This is a genomic window from Rhodococcus sp. 05-339-2 (assembly GCF_002258965.1).
Classification (GTDB): domain Bacteria; phylum Actinomycetota; class Actinomycetes; order Mycobacteriales; family Mycobacteriaceae; genus Rhodococcoides.
Genome location: NZ_NOYW01000004.1, coordinates 410,289 through 428,199, shown reverse-complemented (window position 1 = coordinate 428,199; position 17,911 = coordinate 410,289). Strand labels below are relative to the sequence as shown.

At 62.9% G+C, this 17,911-nt stretch carries 23 protein-coding genes; 14 read left to right on the top strand and 9 right to left on the bottom strand.

Features of this window, described 5'->3' with window-relative positions; translation table 11 throughout:
- Window position 1: 1 nt before the first annotated feature.
- The 4 genes from CH273_RS03070 to CH273_RS03055 are packed head-to-tail and all read left to right on the top strand — an operon-like array spanning window position 2 to window position 3,386.
- A complete protein-coding gene (locus CH273_RS03070; RefSeq protein ID WP_052049746.1) occupies window positions 2–826 on the top strand; it encodes an ABC transporter ATP-binding protein in 825 nt (274 codons plus the stop codon).
- On the top strand, window positions 823–1,662 hold the full coding sequence (locus tag CH273_RS03065; protein ID WP_052049743.1) for an ATP-binding cassette domain-containing protein: 840 nt from the start codon (window positions 823–825) through the stop codon (window positions 1,660–1,662). Before CH273_RS03070 ends, CH273_RS03065 begins: the two co-directional genes overlap by 4 nt.
- Window positions 1,659–2,615, top strand: coding sequence for an aldo/keto reductase (locus CH273_RS03060; RefSeq protein ID WP_032396171.1), 957 nt, complete (start codon window positions 1,659–1,661; stop codon window positions 2,613–2,615). The genes CH273_RS03065 and CH273_RS03060 overlap by 4 nt, the downstream gene beginning before the upstream one ends.
- Before the next feature lie 9 nt (window positions 2,616–2,624).
- Entirely contained in the window at window positions 2,625–3,386 is a 762-nt protein-coding gene (locus tag CH273_RS03055) for an HpcH/HpaI aldolase family protein (RefSeq protein ID WP_032396170.1), read from the top strand.
- Here CH273_RS03055 and CH273_RS03050 read toward each other — a convergent pair.
- Window positions 3,343–3,636, bottom strand: a complete 294-nt coding sequence (locus CH273_RS03050; RefSeq protein ID WP_143546169.1) for a hypothetical protein — start codon at window positions 3,634–3,636, stop codon at window positions 3,343–3,345. The two genes, CH273_RS03055 and CH273_RS03050, sit on opposite strands and share 44 nt — an antisense overlap.
- 93 nt (window positions 3,637–3,729) lie before the next feature.
- Here CH273_RS03050 and CH273_RS03045 point away from each other — a divergent pair, with 93 nt between their 5' ends.
- The gene (locus CH273_RS03045) at window positions 3,730–3,942 is read left to right on the top strand and encodes a hypothetical protein (protein ID WP_143546168.1); all 213 of its coding nucleotides are present in this window, start codon (window positions 3,730–3,732) and stop codon (window positions 3,940–3,942) included.
- 22 nt (window positions 3,943–3,964) lie between these two features.
- Here the strand turns inward: CH273_RS03045 and CH273_RS03040 are convergent, their stop codons facing one another.
- The gene (locus tag CH273_RS03040; RefSeq protein WP_306436880.1) at window positions 3,965–4,846 is read right to left on the bottom strand and encodes a type IV toxin-antitoxin system AbiEi family antitoxin domain-containing protein; all 882 of its coding nucleotides are present in this window, start codon (window positions 4,844–4,846) and stop codon (window positions 3,965–3,967) included.
- Window positions 4,847–4,966: 120 nt separating this feature from the next.
- Here CH273_RS03040 and CH273_RS03035 point away from each other — a divergent pair, with 120 nt between their 5' ends.
- Window positions 4,967–5,371: a hypothetical protein gene (locus CH273_RS03035; protein ID WP_143546167.1), complete on the top strand. Its 405-nt coding sequence runs from the start codon at window positions 4,967–4,969 to the stop codon at window positions 5,369–5,371.
- Window positions 5,372–5,449: 78 nt separating this feature from the next.
- Here CH273_RS03035 and CH273_RS03030 read toward each other — a convergent pair whose 3' ends face one another.
- Entirely contained in the window at window positions 5,450–5,782 is a 333-nt protein-coding gene (locus CH273_RS03030; protein ID WP_032396166.1) for a hypothetical protein, read from the bottom strand.
- Between the two features lie 41 nt (window positions 5,783–5,823).
- On the opposite strand from CH273_RS03030, the gene lepB reads away from it, so the two are divergent.
- The gene (gene lepB / locus CH273_RS03025) at window positions 5,824–6,561 is read left to right on the top strand and encodes a signal peptidase I (RefSeq protein WP_032396165.1); all 738 of its coding nucleotides are present in this window, start codon (window positions 5,824–5,826) and stop codon (window positions 6,559–6,561) included.
- Here lepB and CH273_RS03020 read toward each other — a convergent pair whose 3' ends face one another.
- The 4 genes from CH273_RS03020 to CH273_RS03005 form a co-directional block, all read right to left on the bottom strand.
- Entirely contained in the window at window positions 6,562–6,933 is a 372-nt protein-coding gene (locus tag CH273_RS03020) for a PLD nuclease N-terminal domain-containing protein (protein WP_032396401.1), read from the bottom strand.
- Window positions 6,934–7,046: 113 nt separating this feature from the next.
- Complete coding sequence (locus CH273_RS03015; RefSeq protein ID WP_032396164.1) at window positions 7,047–7,505, bottom strand: hypothetical protein; 459 nt, start codon at window positions 7,503–7,505, stop codon at window positions 7,047–7,049.
- A gap of 1 nt (window position 7,506) precedes the next feature.
- Entirely contained in the window at window positions 7,507–8,529 is a 1,023-nt protein-coding gene (locus tag CH273_RS03010) for a hypothetical protein (RefSeq protein ID WP_032396163.1), read from the bottom strand.
- Between the two features lie 137 nt (window positions 8,530–8,666).
- Window positions 8,667–9,584: an EamA family transporter gene (locus CH273_RS03005; protein WP_052049741.1), complete on the bottom strand. Its 918-nt coding sequence runs from the start codon at window positions 9,582–9,584 to the stop codon at window positions 8,667–8,669.
- A gap of 105 nt (window positions 9,585–9,689) precedes the next feature.
- Between CH273_RS03005 and CH273_RS03000 the strand changes: the two genes are divergently transcribed.
- Genes CH273_RS03000 through CH273_RS02990 form a run of 3 tightly spaced genes read left to right on the top strand, consistent with a single transcriptional unit; the run spans window position 9,690 to window position 11,125 of the window.
- Window positions 9,690–10,190, top strand: a complete 501-nt coding sequence (locus CH273_RS03000; protein ID WP_032396162.1) for a MarR family winged helix-turn-helix transcriptional regulator — start codon at window positions 9,690–9,692, stop codon at window positions 10,188–10,190.
- Window positions 10,191–10,214: 24 nt separating this feature from the next.
- On the top strand, window positions 10,215–10,793 hold the full coding sequence (locus tag CH273_RS02995; protein WP_032396161.1) for a cysteine hydrolase family protein: 579 nt from the start codon (window positions 10,215–10,217) through the stop codon (window positions 10,791–10,793).
- Window positions 10,790–11,125, top strand: a complete 336-nt coding sequence (locus CH273_RS02990; RefSeq protein ID WP_032396160.1) for a hypothetical protein — start codon at window positions 10,790–10,792, stop codon at window positions 11,123–11,125. The genes CH273_RS02995 and CH273_RS02990 overlap by 4 nt, the downstream gene beginning before the upstream one ends.
- A gap of 19 nt (window positions 11,126–11,144) precedes the next feature.
- Here CH273_RS02990 and CH273_RS02985 read toward each other — a convergent pair whose 3' ends face one another.
- The gene (locus CH273_RS02985; RefSeq protein WP_032396159.1) at window positions 11,145–12,290 is read right to left on the bottom strand and encodes a citrate/2-methylcitrate synthase; all 1,146 of its coding nucleotides are present in this window, start codon (window positions 12,288–12,290) and stop codon (window positions 11,145–11,147) included.
- Window positions 12,291–12,379: 89 nt separating this feature from the next.
- Here CH273_RS02985 and CH273_RS02980 point away from each other — a divergent pair, with 89 nt between their 5' ends.
- Window positions 12,380–13,588, top strand: a complete 1,209-nt coding sequence (locus CH273_RS02980; protein WP_032396399.1) for a citrate synthase — start codon at window positions 12,380–12,382, stop codon at window positions 13,586–13,588.
- On the opposite strand, the gene CH273_RS02975 is transcribed toward CH273_RS02980, so the two are convergent.
- Window positions 13,582–14,220: a TetR/AcrR family transcriptional regulator gene (locus CH273_RS02975; protein ID WP_032396158.1), complete on the bottom strand. Its 639-nt coding sequence runs from the start codon at window positions 14,218–14,220 to the stop codon at window positions 13,582–13,584. The genes CH273_RS02980 and CH273_RS02975 overlap by 7 nt on opposite strands.
- 246 nt (window positions 14,221–14,466) lie before the next feature.
- On the opposite strand from CH273_RS02975, the gene CH273_RS02970 reads away from it, so the two are divergent.
- Genes CH273_RS02970 through CH273_RS02960 form a run of 3 tightly spaced genes read left to right on the top strand, consistent with a single transcriptional unit; the run spans window position 14,467 to window position 17,911 of the window.
- Complete coding sequence (locus CH273_RS02970; RefSeq protein ID WP_032396157.1) at window positions 14,467–15,591, top strand: DUF5938 domain-containing protein; 1,125 nt, start codon at window positions 14,467–14,469, stop codon at window positions 15,589–15,591.
- 11 nt (window positions 15,592–15,602) lie between these two features.
- A complete protein-coding gene (locus tag CH273_RS02965) occupies window positions 15,603–17,159 on the top strand; it encodes an acyl-CoA synthetase (RefSeq protein WP_032396156.1) in 1,557 nt (518 codons plus the stop codon).
- Entirely contained in the window at window positions 17,156–17,911 is a 756-nt protein-coding gene (locus CH273_RS02960) for an SDR family NAD(P)-dependent oxidoreductase (RefSeq protein ID WP_032396155.1), read from the top strand. The genes CH273_RS02965 and CH273_RS02960 overlap by 4 nt, the downstream gene beginning before the upstream one ends.

Sequence of the window (17,911 nt, the reverse complement as noted above, 5' to 3'; positions counted from 1 at the left end):
TATGGGCAATCTACTGAAGGTCGACGAACTGCAGATCGAGTTGGTCACCGACAAGGGCCTCATCCGGGCCGTCGACGGCGTCTCGTTCTGCATCGAAGCCGGTGAGACCGTCACCATCATCGGCGAATCCGGATCGGGCAAGTCCACGACGGCCATGGGCATCCTGGGCCTGCTGCCCACCGATCTCGCCGTGCTCTCCGGATCCGTGACCTTCAAAGACACGGAGATACTCGGAAAAGACAAGGAGCTGTGCGGTATTCGAGGCAAGCACATTGCACTCATACCGCAGGATCCGATGACGGCACTGAGCCCGGTACACACCATCGGTAGCCAGTTGCGCGAAGCCGTCCGGCACAGCGGCGTCGCAGGCCGAACTGCGCAGACCACGCGATGCATCGAACTGCTCGAGCAGGTCCGCATTCCCGACCCCGCCGGCCAGCTGAACAAGTACCCACACCAACTCTCCGGCGGCATGCTCCAACGCGTCCTGATCGCCGGCGCTCTCGCGGCCGGTCCCGAACTGATCGTCGCAGACGAGCCGACCAGTGCTCTCGACGTCACCGTGCAGGCCAGCATCCTCGACCTCCTCCTGGAACTGCAGGAGCGCACCGGCATCGGACTGCTCGTGATCACCCACGACCTCGGCGTCGCACGCTTGATGTCCGATCGCATCTACGTGATGAAGAGCGGAGTGTTCGTCGAGAACGGCGGAGCCGAGGAGCTCGTCAATGCTCCGCAGAATCCGTACACCAAGAATCTGCTCGACGCGATCCCACAACTGGGACCGTGGAACGAAGCAGCCGAGAAGGTCGAGGCCACGGTATGAGCGCACCACTTCTGTCGGTCGAGAACCTCGTCGTCGAATACCCGGTTGCCACCGGCACATTCCGTGCCGTCGACACGGTGAGCTTCTCGGTGGACAAGGGCAGCACCATCGCCATCGTCGGCGAATCCGGATGCGGCAAGTCCACCATCGCGAAATCCATCGTGCGACTGCTCACCCCCACGTCGGGACGCATCGTCGTCGACGGCACCGACATCGCGCACCTGTCCGAGAAAGCACTGCGGCCCTTTCGCTCCCGGGTGCAGATGGTGTTCCAGGATCCGTACGGATCGCTCGACCCGCACCTGACGGCCGTCGACATCGTCGGTGAACCGCTGCGGCTCAAAGGTGTTCGCAGCAAATCCGAGCGAGCGAAGAAGGCCGCCGAACTCATCGACCGAGTCGGACTGCCGACAACTGCCCTCGGTCGTCGGCCGGCAGAATTCTCCGGTGGTCAACGCCAACGGATCGGAATCGCCCGTGCGCTCGCGTCGGGTCCGGAAATCCTGGTGTGCGACGAGGCCACGAGCGCACTGGACGTTTCGGTCCAAGCGCAGGTGCTCGAGTTGCTGCGTGAGATCCAACAGCAGACCGGTTTGACCTACGTCTTCATCTCGCACAATCTCGGGGTCGTCCGCGAGATCAGCGAGACGGTCATCGTGATGTCCAAGGGTCGCGTCGTCGAAGGCGGCGATACCGAGGAGGTCCTCGCGCGACCCAAGGAGCCGTACACCCGAGCGCTGCGCGCCGCGGCTCTCGACCCCGCAGCCATGACAGGAATCAAACCACGACATGTCGTGTCGCGGCTCACGAAAACACCGGCAGGAGTTCCCGCATGACCTCGCTCGATATCTCACCCCTCGTCCTCGGGACCATGACGTTCGGTGACACCGTCGACGAATCCGGTGCCGCCAAGATGCTCGACGCAGCGCTGGACGCCGGGGTCACTCACATCGATACCGCCAACGGCTACGCGGGCGGAGAATCCGAACGGATCTTGGCCACCTTGCTCGCCACGCGCCGCGACCGGGTGACCCTGGCGACCAAAGCCGGTATGCCCCATCCCGACGCCGGCGACAACAGTCCGCTGTCTCCGAAAGGCCTGCGGCTCAGCGTCGATGCCAGCCTGGCGCGGTTGAACACCGATTACGTCGATCTGTTCTACCTGCACCAGCCCGATCGTGCGACGCCTCTGGTCGAGACTCTCACTGCGGTGGCAAAGCTGGTGTCGGAAGGCAAGATCAGGGCACTCGGCGTCTCGAACTTCGCGGCGTGGCAGATCGGTGACGTCAACCGAGTGGCCGACGAGGTCGGTGCTCCCCGGCCGATCGTCGCGCAACAGCTCTACAACCTGCTCGCCCGCCGGATCGAGGAGGAATACGTCGAGTTCGCGGCCGTCACGGGGCTGACCACCATGGTCTACAACCCGCTCGGCGGCGGACTGCTCACCGGAAAGCATTCTGCGGCAAACGAACCCACCGATGGCCGGTTCGGCGACTCGCGTCTGGCCGCGATGTATCGCGAACGGTACTGGAACACAGCAATATTCGACGCCATCACGCAGCTCGGTATCGTTGCCGACGATGCGGGGATGCCGCTCACCGAGCTGGCACTACGATGGTTGGTATCGAAGCCCGCGACCGGACCGGTGCTCCTGGGCGGATCCAAGGTCGAGCACCTCGAATCGAACATCGCAGCCCTCGGACGCGGGCCGCTCGACGTGGATGTCGTCGCTGCGTGCGACGAGGTCGGCGCAGCGCTCCGTGGCCCGATGCCGAACTACAACCGCTGAAGGATTTTGATGTCTGCACAGGAATTCGCTGCCCGCGTACGCAATCGCGAGCGCATCCTCGGGTATTGGTCGGTCATCGACAGCCCCGTCTCCACCGAATGGCTTGCACACGTGGGCTGGGACTACATTGCCCTCGACCTCCAACACGGTCTGATCGGCTACTCCGGCATGCTCGCCGGGATCACGGCAATCGACGCCGCGCACGGGCCCGCCGCCCTCGTCCGCGTCGAAGCCAACAACGCCACCGTCATCGGCCGCGCACTCGACGCCGGTGCCGCCGGAGTCATCGTGCCGCTCGTCGACACCGCCGCCGACGCAGCCGCCGCAGTATCCGCGGCGACATACCCACCATCGGGCATCCGGTCCTACGGACCGATGCGCTCACAACTACGCATCGGACCCGATCCCGCCGCGGCCAACCGCGATACCGTCGTGCTGGCCATGATCGAAACCCCACAAGGTTTGGCCAATGTCGAAGAAATCTGCGCAGTGCCAGGACTCGACGGCGTCTACGTAGGACCCTCGGATCTGCGATTGGCCGTCGGCGGATCCTCGCCCACCGACCCCTCCGTCGACGCAGAATTCGACGCAGCCCTGGTGCGAGTGCAGAAAGCCGCAGCCGCAGCAGGAATCACTGCGGGAATCCACACAGCCTCGGGAAGCATTGCTGCGCAGCGACTGTCCGAGGGATTCACCCTCGCCACCGTCGCATCCGACCTGACACACCTCAAAGCCGTGTCGGCCGAGCACCTAACGGCGGCGCAGGGGTAGGCCCGCGGTTCTTTCGTGAATCCACCTGGTACGCGATGTAGAGGTACAGGAAGCCGGTGATCGCACCGCCCAGGCACCCTGCTGCAATATCGAGTGCTGTGGAGCCCGAGTCGATCGCCAAGTGGATCAGAAGGAAGCCGATTCCGATCGCTGGGACGAGGGCCAGAGCGTTGATGTAATCGGCTCGGGTTGCGCCGCACCGCTTGCTCAGGGCCCCGGTCATGACCCACTCGCGAAATGGCTTCTGCATCTCGGCCTCCGACCTCGTATGGTCCATTTTGCCCGTTTTCTCTACGGTACCGGATAGTTCGCGGCGCTGACGATGTCGTGGGAGGGTGCGGGTATGCGTGCTCTGGTGTTCCTCGCGGTCCTCGCGATTCTGTACAAGTGGCCGCTGTTCGGAGACAGCCCCGGCGAGTGGTCGGCACTGCTGCAGGGCATCATGTTCGGCACGATAATCAGTACCGCGGTGACGCCCGCGGGATGGAAGGCGATCCGACGCATCAGAAGTCGACTCGACGGGTCGTACAGTCCGCCCCGGTCCCCGCAGCGGTGAAATCGGGTGCAGCTGACCGCGCTCAGCGCGGCTGGCTGCACCGGATTCGATCGAGAGTCGCGACGATTTCGGCGATCACGCGGTCCATGTGTTCGGTCAGGTCGACCCACGTGTATCGGAGGACCGTCCAACTCTGAGTCATGCCGTTCTGCCTGATCCGATCCCGTTGGAATGCATCGTGATCGGAGTGGAATGCCCAGCCGTCGATTTCGATGGCGACCATCTCGACGAGGAACGCGACGTCGAGTTCGTATTCGCCCCATCGATAGTTGACTGCCCAGCCGCTGATCTTGCGGGCCCGGAACTCGCCGATCAAGAGTCGCTCTCCCTCGGAGCGGGCACCATTCGCTGCGACTTTCAGTAGCCGCTTCGCTTCGGGAGCGCCGGTGCGGCCGGCGTTTCGCGCGTGGGCTTGCTGTAATCGTCCGAGGTCGGTGTGTCGCTGAAGTGCCCGATCCATGATGTGTGATTTCCCGATCGAGGCTTCGAGAACGGTGAGTTCGAGAGACGTGACCTGAAGTCCGCGGCGCTCGACGATGTCCTTGCTGTGGATATCGCGGCGACGGAGTCGGCATCCCTCGGCCCGACTGCGCCCGTTGCGCGGAGTGGTGACGTCGATGATGCTCGGCACCTCGGTGATCACCCCGTGCCAGAATGCCGCGGCCTCGCCGCTGAGCACAGCGTTGGGTCCGGCACCCCACACAGCGCAGCGAATGCGGGCGTTCGCAGTGAACGGGCGGTCGACGACGAAGTACACCCCGCGGTGAATCGTTCTCCACGCACCCGCGCGCACCAAGCGGTCCACAGCATCGCCGCTCAGGCCGCAGAACGCCGCCTGCGCGCGAGTGATGACGCCGTCGTGCTGCGCAAGCCAGTCACCGAGCATGTCCACTTGGACGTGCACCGGGCGGGGGCGGTTCCACGAAACGAATCGGGTGCACTGGACCGCGCTCAGCGCGGTTGGCTGCACCCGATTCTGTGTGTTTGAGTCATCTGCATGGATTGGGTCGCCAAGGAGCTATGCGTGGCAGCGGCCAGTGGTGCGTGCACGGCTGCGGTGCTCATCTGGTCGAGTGTCAACGGTCGGTGGTGGGACCTGACCCTCCCCGCGGTGATCGGCGGAGTGGTCGGACTCATCGTCGGCCTGGTCGCGGTCGCAGGTGGGCATTACGCAGCGCGGACTGCGGTGTTCTGGCCGCCTCGCACTCGCAACCGGTGGAGACATCGATTCGCGCTGTGTTCGGCAGCGGCCGTGACGCTGATGGTTGGGGGACTGCTCGCATGGGCCGAGGCAGCGTCGGTAAATCCTTCTCTGCACCCGGAGTCGTTGACAATGCTCGCAACACTGACATCGGTGAGCTACATATTTGCGTACGTTCTCGCGCCTGCGTCGGCGATCAATGGCTTCGACGTACGCGCGGGGAAGTAGGCCAACCCTGTAGCCGCGCAGCCCAGACACCTCGCAGAAACGTCATAGTCTAGTGAGCCCGACCCCGACACGACTGACCTAAGATCTCAGGGCCGGCAGGTGTCGATTATGTGCCACGGTTACGGCAACGACTGGAATTGCCACTGGTGCAACGAGAGTGACGACGGTGAGAATGAGCGAAGGCCAGGGTGCGGTGTAATCCCACGTCGCGGTCGCGACTATCAGCGCAGCGAGTACAGCTGCGGCCTGAGCACCGACGCGAAGAACGGTAGATACGAGCGGGGGACGGACAGCAAATTGCCCGATCACCACCGGCACATAGTGGCCCTCGTTCACCCGCGACAGCTGTTTGGTCGCGGCCGTCATCATCGCCGCACCGAGTGCGGCGGTCAGGAGACCGAGAAACAACATGCTCGGTATGATACGCAACGGGCGGGCTCTAGGCTGCCAGGATGACAAATGCACGCGATCCGCAGCGACGCAGAGACCCTTCTTGGCTTCGCGAGATTGCTGTGCTTGTCGTCGTTGCACTGGTGTTGAGCGTTTCTCTGCAGACGTTCGTCGGCCGCGTGTACTTCATTCCGTCCGAGTCCATGGAGCCGACGCTGCACGGGTGTGCGGGATGTACGGGTGATCGGATCGTCGTGGACAAGACGACCTTTCGTTTCGATGACCCGGAGCCAGGTGATGTGGTGGTGTTCCGTGCGCCAACCCAGTCGTGGAACGTCGGGTACAGCTCGACGCGGTCGACCAACCCGATAGCAAAAGCGCTCCAAGACGCCGGTTCCTGGGCGGGACTGGTTGCACCCGACGAGAACGACCTCGTCAAACGCGTCATCGCAACCGGTGGCCAAACCGTGCGATGCTGCGATGTGCAAGGTCGCGTCGAGGTGGATGGTCAGCCACTCGAGGAGCCATACGTCGTCATGGACTTCCCCTTCATCGAGAACACGCTCACCTGCGAGACCGCTCCCCAATCCGGACGCTGTTTCGGGCCGGTGACCGTGCCCACCGGAAATCTCTGGATGATGGGTGACAACCGCAGCGGCTCAGCCGATTCCAGAGCTCACCGCATAGACGAACTGGGCGGCACGGTCCCCGTCTCAGATGTCATCGGCAAAGCGCGCCTGATCGTGCTGCCGCCGTCGCGATGGGGCACCATCGAGTCTCCGTCGATTCGGCAACACTGATCAGAATCCGAGATCTCGCTTGCGGCGCTCGCGCTCGAGTCGACGTTGCTCCTCCGCGCGGGCTCGGCACTGCCGAAGAAATTCCGCATCGGCATCGGGATTCTGCGCGGCCTGACGACCGGGGCGCGTCTCGTACTCCGGAAACGCAGAATTGCTGACGCGACGGTTACGGCCGCCGGAACCTCCCCAAATTCCGCCACCGATCGGGCGTCCCGCGAACAACCATGCCAACGAGCCGGCCAACGGGAGAAACACCACCAACAGCAGCCACACGATCTTCGGGAGGAATCGCACTCCGCCGTCGTCGGCCGTGATCACGTCGATCAGGCAGAACACCCACAGCAACATCACCAGCAGACCGAGATACGGCATGTGATCCTCCATGTTCAAGACCGTTCGGTCTGTTGTATCGAGGATCGTAGCGGGATTGCTGTGAAATCAACAGATGGCACAGAATGGACAGGGCGATTCCAAGGTAGGAACAGTCAGTGACCTTGGGAGTAGATGAACAATGACGACTGCCGCGAGTTCCTGGTGAGCAGGACGGTCACGGGGTCGGACGTCGCCTGCGGAGAACGCGAGGTGGACAGCATCTCGGCCTCACAGGCCATACCCAGGGCAGTCCAGGTGCTGGTGGATGCAGCAGAGCACGTGACCGGTTGCAGTGGCGGATAGGAAGGGTTAGCTGCCGATAGTGCAACGTCGTCCTGTTTGCTCGACGCGTCGAATCGCGCCCACCACGCGGGTTGGCCGACGAACTCGGCGTGGGTGAAGGCCTGAACGAACTCGAAGTCACTAGGAACGTCGAAAGCTATGTCTTGCAGTCCCTTCGACACTGCTTCCTGGTCCATGGATTTGCGTTCGCCTGGCTCGAACGACGTGCACGACGCGGTGAGAACGGCGAGGACCACCAGCGTGGGAAGTGTTGTCCACGAATTCTTCATGTCACCGAACCCGAGTGAGATCGGCGTACGCCTCCGGCGGCAGTTCTCGGAAGTCTCCCATTCCCGCTATGCGTCGGCAGCCATCGAGTTCGACCGTGATGCGGGTGGTTCCGGAACCGTCCGGGCGGCGTAAGTCGGCGTACACGAACCGTGTCGCTGGAGTGGAGCACGGCGGCGCGATGGGAGCGGCGGTGAGGATGCCGACCAGTTCGATGCTGCTCGGCCGGTCGAGGGTGGCTGAGCTTCCGGGCACCGTCCCGATCTCGACCGGGAAGGCGGACGCACTGTCGACGACCGGATACGTACAGATCTGCAGAAACCCGACGTCATCAGTAGGCATCACGAGCGCGGGAGGAAACGAAGCGGTTCCACTGGTCTCAGCCTCGATTGCTCGGTCGACGTATTCGGCTGTGGTGTTGAAAAATTCGCCGACAGCGGGTCCCGTACACGTGGTCGCGTAATCATAGTCGTACCCCGTGGGGTGCACGGTTCGGGAGACTTCTTCGAGTTCGCTCAGCGCGCGCAGCGGTTCGTCCTGCAGTCCGCAAGGAACAGCAGGCCACGCCGGACGAAACGCGCGCCCGGACTCGTCGACGAACCACAGCCCTGCGGGTGCTTCCACCGGGTATGCGCAGCTCGCCATCACGTGTCCCGCATAACGCTCCGAGGGAACCGTGAACGCATCCAATGCAGCGCCGACGTCCCCTCGCAGGCGTACCGAATCCAGTGTCAACACGTTGTCGTCACTGAGCGCTCTCTCGCACCGCAGTACCTCGACCGGCTTGAAATACCGCGGGGGATATCCCGGTGTCGGAGCATCTGCGGTGATCTCGGGGTCCCATGGCCCGGATCCGGTGAGCGCGGTGAAAATGTTCTTGGTGATGCAGTTCGGAGTATGCGTCGTACCCGCTGTGGGTGGTCGATACGACTCTGTCTCCAATCCAGAGGAGGGAACGATGTAGCCGCACGCCGTCAACAGTCCGCACGATGCAACAGCCAGGGTTGCCCGAACGGATCTGCGCATGCCTCAGGCTACCCACCCTCGGTTCGATGATTCGGTTGGTTCGCGTATGTCTCAGGCGGCACAGAATCGGGTGCAGCCAGCCGCGCTCGGCGCGGTCGCCTGCACCCGATTCGACCCGGAATGCATGCTGTCAACGGTCACCGCGAATCTCTGGGCACGAACTGGCCGGCGGTGGAAGCGATGAGTGCGATTCCGAAACCCGCGCATTGCAATCCTGTCATGTTCTGTCCCAACACGATCCATCCGAGTACGGCCGCGGTGAGCGGACTGAGGATGCCGAGCAGGGAGACGTTTGCGGAGGGCAGAGTGCGGGCACCGCGGAACCAGAGCGCGTACGCCATCGCACCGCCGATGACCGCGAGCCACGCGTAGCCGAGTACAGCCTCGGCGTCGATGGCCCATGGTCCGTCGTCGACGATCGGAATCAGCGGAATGATCACCATGCCGCCGACAAGTAGTTGCCACGCAGTGGAATTGAGTGGATTGCTGTTCGGCGGTACTCCCCAGCGTTTGGTGAGGACGACGCCGGTTGCCATGCTGGCGGTGCCGATCGCTGCGGCGGCGAGGCCTATCGCGTCGAGTCGAACTGTGCTGGACATGGTTGTCAGCGCTACCCCGACTACGGCGACGAGCGCCCATCCGACCTGAACAGGACGGGTGCGCCCCCACCCGAACGCCGTGGACATCGCGATGATGATCAGAGGTTGCGCAGAACCGACGACGGCTGCAGCGCCTCCCGGAAGTCGATAGGCCGCCACGAACAGCATTGGAAAGAACAATCCGATGTTCAGCACCCCGAGGGCAGCAGTTTTCAGTCGCCAACCGTGTCCGGGAATGCCGGGTGCGATGAGCAGGAGCAGCAGCCCTGCCGGAACCGCGCGAAGGACGCTGGCGGTCATGGGCCGATCCGGAGGAAGAAGTTCGGACGTCACCAAATATGTTGTCCCCCAGACAATAGGGGCCAGTGCGGCTGCGGCAGTGATCCCCAGGGTCGAGGATGCGCCGCGTGGTCCCCGAGTGTGGGTCGAATCAGCACCGGCATGTGATGCCCGCATCGCACCTCCTGGTTCAGGAAACATCTTAACGTTGAACTATCGCTGCGTTGAACGGTATGCGTATGCTTGCCGGACGTCAACTGTTCAGCGGTGAGGGGTCTGTAGGTGTCGAACGAGGCACAGGATGCAGTGGATCGGATCCTGCAACAGTGGAAAGTCGAGCGGCCCGACGTCGATGTCAGCCCCATGGCAGTCATCGGGCGCATCGGCAGAGCCGCATCCATTCTGGACAAGCGTATTCAGGCGACTTTGGCCGAGTATGGTTTGCAGCCGGGAGAATTCGATCTGGTCGCTACGCTTCGACGCGCCGGGGCCCCGCATCGCCTCACTGTCGGTCAATTGCTCGACAGTGCGATGGTCACGTCCGGAGCCATCACGAACCGCTTGAATCGGCTCACCGACAAAGGGTTGATCGAACGCGAAATCGACCCGACGAACCGTCGAGTGGTCATCGTGCAATTGACGCCTGCTGGAATTTCGGCAGTGGACGCCGCGCTACCGGCACACGTGGCCAATGAGGAAGTGCTGCTGGCATCACTGACTCCTGACGAACGAAGCCAACTCGCTGCCTTGCTGAAGCGAATGCTGCTCGACATTCAGCAGTAGCAACCCCGTCGTATCCTTGGCCGCATGGGCGAATCACAGATCGACTTCCGAAGGCCCGCTCTGATTGCCATCGATGTACAGGCGGGATTCGACGATGCTGAGTTCTGGGGTCCGCGAGATAACCCGTCGTGCGAAAGCAACATCGCTGCCCTGCTTCGCTTGTGGCGGTCCAGGTCATGGCCGGTGGTGTTCGTCCGACACGACTCCGACAACCCTCTGTCTCCGTTGTCGCCGAGTAGTTCTGGGCACGCGTTCAAAGACGTCATCGAAGGAAGTCCAGATCTGCTGATCAGCAAGCGGGTCAATTCGAGCTTCTACGGAACCCCGGATCTCGATGCCTGGCTCCGGGCCGAGAGCATCGATCAGGTCGTCATCTGCGGGATCACGACAAATCATTGCTGCGAGACGACGGCTCGCATGGCCGGAAACCTCGGGTACGACACCTACTTCGTCATCGACGCCACGCATACTTTCGATCGAGTCGCGCTCGATGGAACCACTGTGCCTGCCGCGACCTTGTCTGCGATCACCGCGACAAACCTGCACGACGAATTCGCGACTGTCGTCACAACAGACGAGCTGCAACGGCACATCGATTCGTGAACATCGCACTTACGCTCGTACTGATGGTCGGACTGTGCGCGTTCGCCTACAGCGCTGCAATTGGCTTTCGAGGAAAGGCGCTGAACGTCGACTACTACGGACGGGGCGTACCGGACCGGGTGAAGACGACGCCGCACCTGCGTGCCCGAGCGAACAGGCTGTTCGTGGTCTGCGGCGTCGCTGCCGCCACTTCGATGCTGGGTCCGTTGATGTGGCTCTTCGCAGATTTTCAGCGCGAACGAACAACGTGGGAGTTACTCGGTCTGGCCGCCTATGCCTTTGTCGTAGTGATCGTCGGCAGTTACCCGTTCGCAAAAATCAAGAGCCTGTGACTGCTTCGCAGTGGTGTGATTATGTGCCCTGGGCGGCACTTTTTCGCACCACTGCCGAAGGCGCTGGGCCGTCGTAGCGGGCGATCGGGCGAATGATCTTGCTGTCGTGCGACTGCTCGACAATGTTGGCGCACCACCCGACCATCCGACTGCATGCGAAGGTGGGCGTGAACATCGACCGAGGAATTCCGCACAGCTCCATCACGACGCCGGCGTAGTACTCGACATTGGCGTACAGCTTGCGGTCCGGCTTCAGATCGGCCAGCGCAGCGGTGATGACCTTCTCGACCTGCACGGCCTTGTCGATCAGGTCGCCGCCCAACTCCTGAGCCGTATCGCGAAGCATCACCGATCGGGGATCGTCGGTTCGATACACCGGATGACCGAAGCCCATGATGCGCTCGCCTGCAGTAATTTTCGCTCGCGCCCAGGCGTCCGCGGAATCGATGTCGGCAATCTCGTCCAGCCCGTCGAGGGCGCGATCCGGGGCACCGCCATGCAATGGGCCCGCGAAGGCACCGATCGCGGCGCACACTGCGGACGCGATGTCCGACCCCGTCGACGCCACGACTCGCGCGGTGAAGGTCGACGCGTTGAATCCGTGATCGATCGTGGCGGTGAGGTATCGGTCGATCGCTCGGGCGTGGTCGTTCTCGGGCACCTGCCCGGTGATCATGAACAACCAGTTCTGCGCCGTCGTCAGATCATCGCGTGGCTCGATGGGATTCTGGCCGGTCCTAATCCTGTGTACCGCAGCCAGAATGGTCGGCGTCATTGCGCACAGCCGCAGCGCCGTCGTTCGCTTGTCCGATTCCGACGACTCGTACAGCGGCACAGCACCTGCCATTCCCGACAACACCGTCCGCAACGCGAAGAGTGGTTGCTCGGGACCCGACAGTGCCACCGTCTTCACGGCTGCGGCGACGTCCGTCGGCAGCACGCGCAGTGGTGCCACCGTAGGCAGGAACTCGGCGCGTTCGGGGTCGCTCGGCAGCCGGCCCTCGACCATGAGGAACCATGCATCCTCGAACGTCATGTGTAGCGCGATGTCGATCGCCGAGTACTGGCGGTAGTGATAGAAACCCTCGTCGCCTCGTACATCTCCGATCGATGTGGTGGTGACGACGACGTTGTGGAGCCCGCGTGGGGCGTCGAGAACGGTCATGGCTGCACTCCTTTGCGCTGGTCAACCCCTACGATCCGCGCTAATGTTGATTCTTGTCAATGTTGATCGAGTCAATACGAAAGGCGGCCATGACGCACGCTGACGGTCGGAACATGCTCACCACCGCGCAGGCCGCCGCGCGGCTGGGCGTCAAGCCGGAAACGGTGTACGCCTACGTCAGCCGCGGTCTGTTGACCAGCACTCGGCTTCCCGGAGTGCGGGGAAGCGTGTTCGACGTAGACGAGGTCGAAGCCCTCGCGGGACGCGACACTGCTCGGCGCACCGACATCGGTGCCGTGGAACGAATTCGGACTCGGATCACCCTGATCGACGACGGGCATCTGTACTACCGGGGGCGTGACGCGGTCGAGCTCAGCTCACACACTTTCGAGTCGGTCGCACATTTCGTGTGGACGGGTGAGTTGCTGGACGCAACGCGATTCGTCGCCGATCCCGTTGTGGTACAACGATGCCGAGACGCGCTGGGTCTGATGGCACCGAATTGCCGGTCCATCGATCGGATCCGCATCGCCGTCGATATCGCCTCCACCTACCGACCGATGCGATTCGACACCGGATCCACATCCGTTGTCCGCGAGGCAGAGCAGCTGCTGGTGACGGTCGCAGCAGCCCTCGGTCGTGGTTCCGCGGACCTGCCGATCGCCGAATCGCTTTGGGAAGCAATCACGTCCGACGAGACCGATCCGAACGGGTTGACGGTGCTGCAGGCCGCGCTCGTCCTGATGTCCGATCACGGCCTGGCCGCGTCGACACTCGGAGTTCGGGTGGCAGCGAGCACCCGGGCCAATCTGTACTCGGTTGTCGCCGCAGGACTGGGGTGCATCGACGGCCCCCTGCACGGTTCCGCTGCAGACCCCGTCATTCGATTCATGTCGTCAGCGATCGACGATCCGATAGGCGCTCTCGCAACACATTTGAGGTCGGGAGAACGGGTTCCCGGCTTCGGACACGTCATCTACACCGACCGAGACCCACGCGCCGAGGAACTGTTGCGATTGCTTCGGGACCCTGCCCACGGTGCGGACCCCACAGTGGTCGCTGCCGCGGACGTCGTCATCGAAGAGGTGAGCAACAGATTCGATACCTTTCCGAACTCGGACTTCGCTCTCGCCACGTTCACGCTCGCCTACGGGCTCAGGGCGGATACGCCGGAAACGGTGTTCGCCTTCGCCCGCATCGTCGGGTGGACCGCACACGCCCTGGAGGAATACGACGAAGCGCCCCTTCGCTTTCGGGTTCCCGGCATCTACACGGGCACTCGACCGGGAACCTACTGAGGCGTCGGGCAATCCAGTAACGCGAACGCAGCACGCAGCTGCACATGTGCGGCGGCGATCTCCGCTGCATTGCCGGCCAGGTGGTGCAGAAGGGCGCGCTGAAAGATGCCGTCGAGCAGGATGTAGGCGGAGGCCTTGTCGAGCGCAGGAGTGGTGCCGCGAAGTTCGCAGTATCGAGATACGACGCGCCAGATCATGTCCTCGCGACGCTCTTCGATCTCGAGCACGTCGCTACGGAACGAGCCGTCGAACAGGGCCTGATTGCGCAGGTCGTACCAGAGCCGATGGATGCCGGCGTCTGCCGCCAGAGTGGCGAAGTACTTCGCTTCGAAGTCCGCGCAGAGGCCGGTGGCGTCGACCGCGTTGGCCACCACCTCGTCGTAGCGGGTGACACAAATGGCCTCGTATTGGCGAACGGCGTGCGTGATGAGGTCGAGTTTGTCGGTGAAGTAGTAGTGCAGAACGCCGTGCGAGTACTCGGAATTCTGCGCAATCTCCCGTAGTGAGGTGCGGGCATAACCCAATTCGGCCAGCGTGTGCAGCGTCGCCTGGGCCAGTTCGGTTCGTTTGGACTCGAACTTGTTGCGGGCGCGCTCCTCGATACGCGCGCGCGGATCAGCGGTTTGGGTCATGGTCCGTGTCCTTTCCGCGCGTGGTCGTCACCTCAGTGTATGCCCGGCGTCCGATCGGGAAACCTCGGCGTCCGGCAGATCTTGGGCAGTTGTCCAGAAAAAGCTTGACGTCTGTATAAATTCTATCCTAGTGTGATCCACGGCACACGTCAGAAGGGCGGATGTTCCCGACGTCCCCTCCGGTGCCCGACGTCTCAACCCATCTCGGTCCGCCGTGCGGACGGGCCGATCACGAGAGGACTTTTCATGCCAACCGACAAGCGCGTCGTCGTCTACGGAGCGTCGGGATACACCGGCCGACTGATCTGTGAATACCTGCGCGAGTACAACATCCCGTTCCTGGCCGCCGGACGCGACGAAGGCCGAGTCAAGGGCATCATCGACGTGGTTCCCGGAATCGAGACCGTCGAACACGACGTCGTGGAGGTCGAGCACACCGCAGCGGCTCTCGCCGAAGCATTCCGGGGTGCCGAGATCGTCCTCAACACGGTCGGACCGTTCTCGCGGTACGGGCACGAAGTTGCGCAGGCCTGCATCGAGATCGGTGCGCACTACACCGACACCACAGGTGAGCAGGACTGGATGATCGACGCCGAGGCCAAGTACGGCACCGAGTTCGCATCCCGAAACCTCGTACTCACACCGGGTTTGGCGCAGATGTACAGCATCGGTGAGATCGCAGCGAACATCTGCCTCGAGACGCCGGGGTTGGACACACTCGACATCGAGGTCTTCTGGAAGGGACACCCGACGGTCGCGTCGACGAACACGATCCTCACCAACGCCGCGTTCTCCAAGGCCTACTACCTGGAGCAGAACGAGTACGTCGAATGGCCGGACGACGGCGTCATGCAGGTCGTTGTGCCCGGTCAACACGACCTGGGCCTGGCTCTTCCCTGGGGTGGGACATCCCATCCGGTGTGGTTCAAGAACGATCCGCGCGTAGCGAACGCCCGGGCCCTGGGCGGCGTGATCAACAAGCCGCTGATGCTGGCAGTACCCCAGATCATCTCTGCCGCACTGGCTCAGATGGAAGGCAAATCCGACGCGGAGAAGTACCAGATCATCGACACGGTGTCGTCGTCGGTGCGCAGCGAGACGCCCCCACGGGAGAACCCGCGCATCAACACCTCACTCGACTCGGTCTACGCGTCGGGACCACTCGGTCGCGTGCATACCGTGATCCACGGCAACTGCAACTACAAGCAGACCGCTCTGCTCAACGCATACGCAGCGGCGCATCTGCTGCAGGGACCGCCGAAGAAGGTCGGATTCGCCTCCAGCTGCCAGGCATTCGGACATCGGGAACTGCTCGGCGTGCTTCGCGCGTTCGGGCTGGTGCTCGAACCCATCGTCACCGCACACAGCTGAGGACAGGGCCGATGCGCCTGTCCGATTATCTCGACAAGGGTGTGTCACTGGGTCGAGACGCACCCTGTCTCACCATCGGAGACACCACCCGAACCTACGGCCAGGTGTACGACGACACGGTGACGATCGCTGCGGCTCTGCAGCACAACGGGATCGAGGCGGGTGACCGGGTCGCGGTGCTCTCCGTCAACGACCCACTTGCGCTGACCTGCGTCTTCGCCATCTCGCGAGCGGGGGCAGTGTGGTGCCCGATCAATCCACGTAACGAAGCCGACGAGAACCGGCAACTGTTCGACCTGTTCGGTTGCCGATTCCTGTTCTTCCAGAAAGCCTTCGCGGAGCTCGTCGGACGCATTCGTGATCAGCTACCTCGGCTGGAATGGCTCGTCTGTCTGGACGGCGACGTACCGGGAGCAGTGTCGTACGAGCGATGGCTCGCCGAACACGGCTCCGATGCGGTTGCCGACAGACGACCGGCAGACGGGTTGTGCATGATCGCCGGCACCGGCGGGACGACGGGAAAGCCCAAGGGGGTGAGGCTGACCGAGGAGAACATGATGACCTCCACGGCCACCGCACTCATGAGCTATCCCTTCGGGGACCGGCCTCGGTACCTGGCTCTCGCGCCGCTGACCCACTCGGCGGGTGTACTGACGTTTCCCATCCTCAGTCTCGGTGGACACGTCGTTGTGATGGGTGCACCCGACGTCGGAAAGTTTCTGTCCCTCATAGAGAAACACGGGATCACTCACGCGTTTCTGCCGCCGACAGTGATCTACGGTGTTCTCGATCATCCGGATCTCGACATCACGGATCTGTCCTCGCTGCGCTGCCTCTGGTACGGGGCCGCGCCGATGTCACCGACTCGACTGGAAGAGGCCCTCACCCGCATCGGGCCGGTTCTCGGACAGCTCTTCGGTCAGACCGAGGCACCGAACATGATCGCAACACTCGCTCCGGCCGATCACTTCCGCAGCGACGGATCGATCGCCACCGAACGACTGAGTTCTGCAGGCAAGCCGACGCCCCTGACGACGGTGGCGATCATGAACGACGACGGTGGACTGGTCGAACGCGGCGAGCGTGGTGAGATCGTCGTCCGCGGTCCGCTCGTGATGCAGGGCTACCACGAGAATCCCGACGCCACAGCCGAAGTCGGTGCCCACGGTTGGCACCACACCGGAGACATCGGGTACCTCGACGACGACGGCTACCTGTACGTCGTCGATCGTGCCAAGGACATGATCATCACCGGCGGGTTCAACGTCTACTCGGCCGAGGTGGAACAGGCCCTGCTGTCGCACCCGTCGGTGAAGGAATGTGCCGTCGTCGGACTGCCCGACGACAAGTGGGGCGAACGCGTCACCGCGGCAGTCCTGTTGCGACCCGGCCGTGACGCGTCCGACGAGGATCTGATCACCCACGTGAAGGCACGAATCGGAAGCATCAAGGCACCCAAACAGATTCAGATCTGGACCGATCTTCCCCGCTCGAAGGTGGGGAAGATTCTCAAGACCGAAGTACGCAGCACCATGTCTCACTCATCATCGAAGGGAAACACACCATGACCGAGTTCGAGGGCAAGCGAGTATTCGTGACCGGATCCGGAGCCGGCATCGGAAAAGCCATCTCCCAGATGTTCATCGAGCGCGGTGCACGCGTCGTCGTCAGCGACATCGACGAAGGCGCAGCAGCGAAGACGGCCGAGGAGATCGGGGCCGCCGGAATCGCGAACTGCGATGTATCCGACGAGAGCCAGGTGCAGAGTGCGGTGGCACAGGCCGTGGAGATCCTCGGTGGACTCGACATAGTCGTCAACAATGCGGGAATCGAAGTGTCGTCGCCGCTTCTCCAGCAGTCGACGGAGAGCTTCGACAAGATCTACTCCGTCAACGTCAAGGGCACCTTCCTGGTGATGAAGGCCGCGATCGGTGCACTGGTCGAGTCGAAGGGCAATATCGTCAACATCGCTTCGCTCGCCGGAGTGGGCGGAACCGCGTTGCTCGGGTCCTACTGTGCCACAAAGGCTGCGGTCATCCAGCTCACGCGCGTCGCCGCCATCGAGATGCGCGCATCGGGAGTGCGGGTGAACGCCGTGTGCCCGGGATTCGCCGATACCGCAATGGTCGATCGATTGGTCCCGGATTTCGAAGCCGCAACCCAGATCCCGTTCGGTGACCTCGTCGCCGCCAAGCAGGGACGACTGGGCACTCCCGAGGACATCGCGGAAGTGACGCTGTTCCTGGCCTCCGACCGGGCGTCGTGGATCACCGGAAGCCACTACATCCTGGACGGAGGCTTGTCGGCGTCGCTCGTCTAG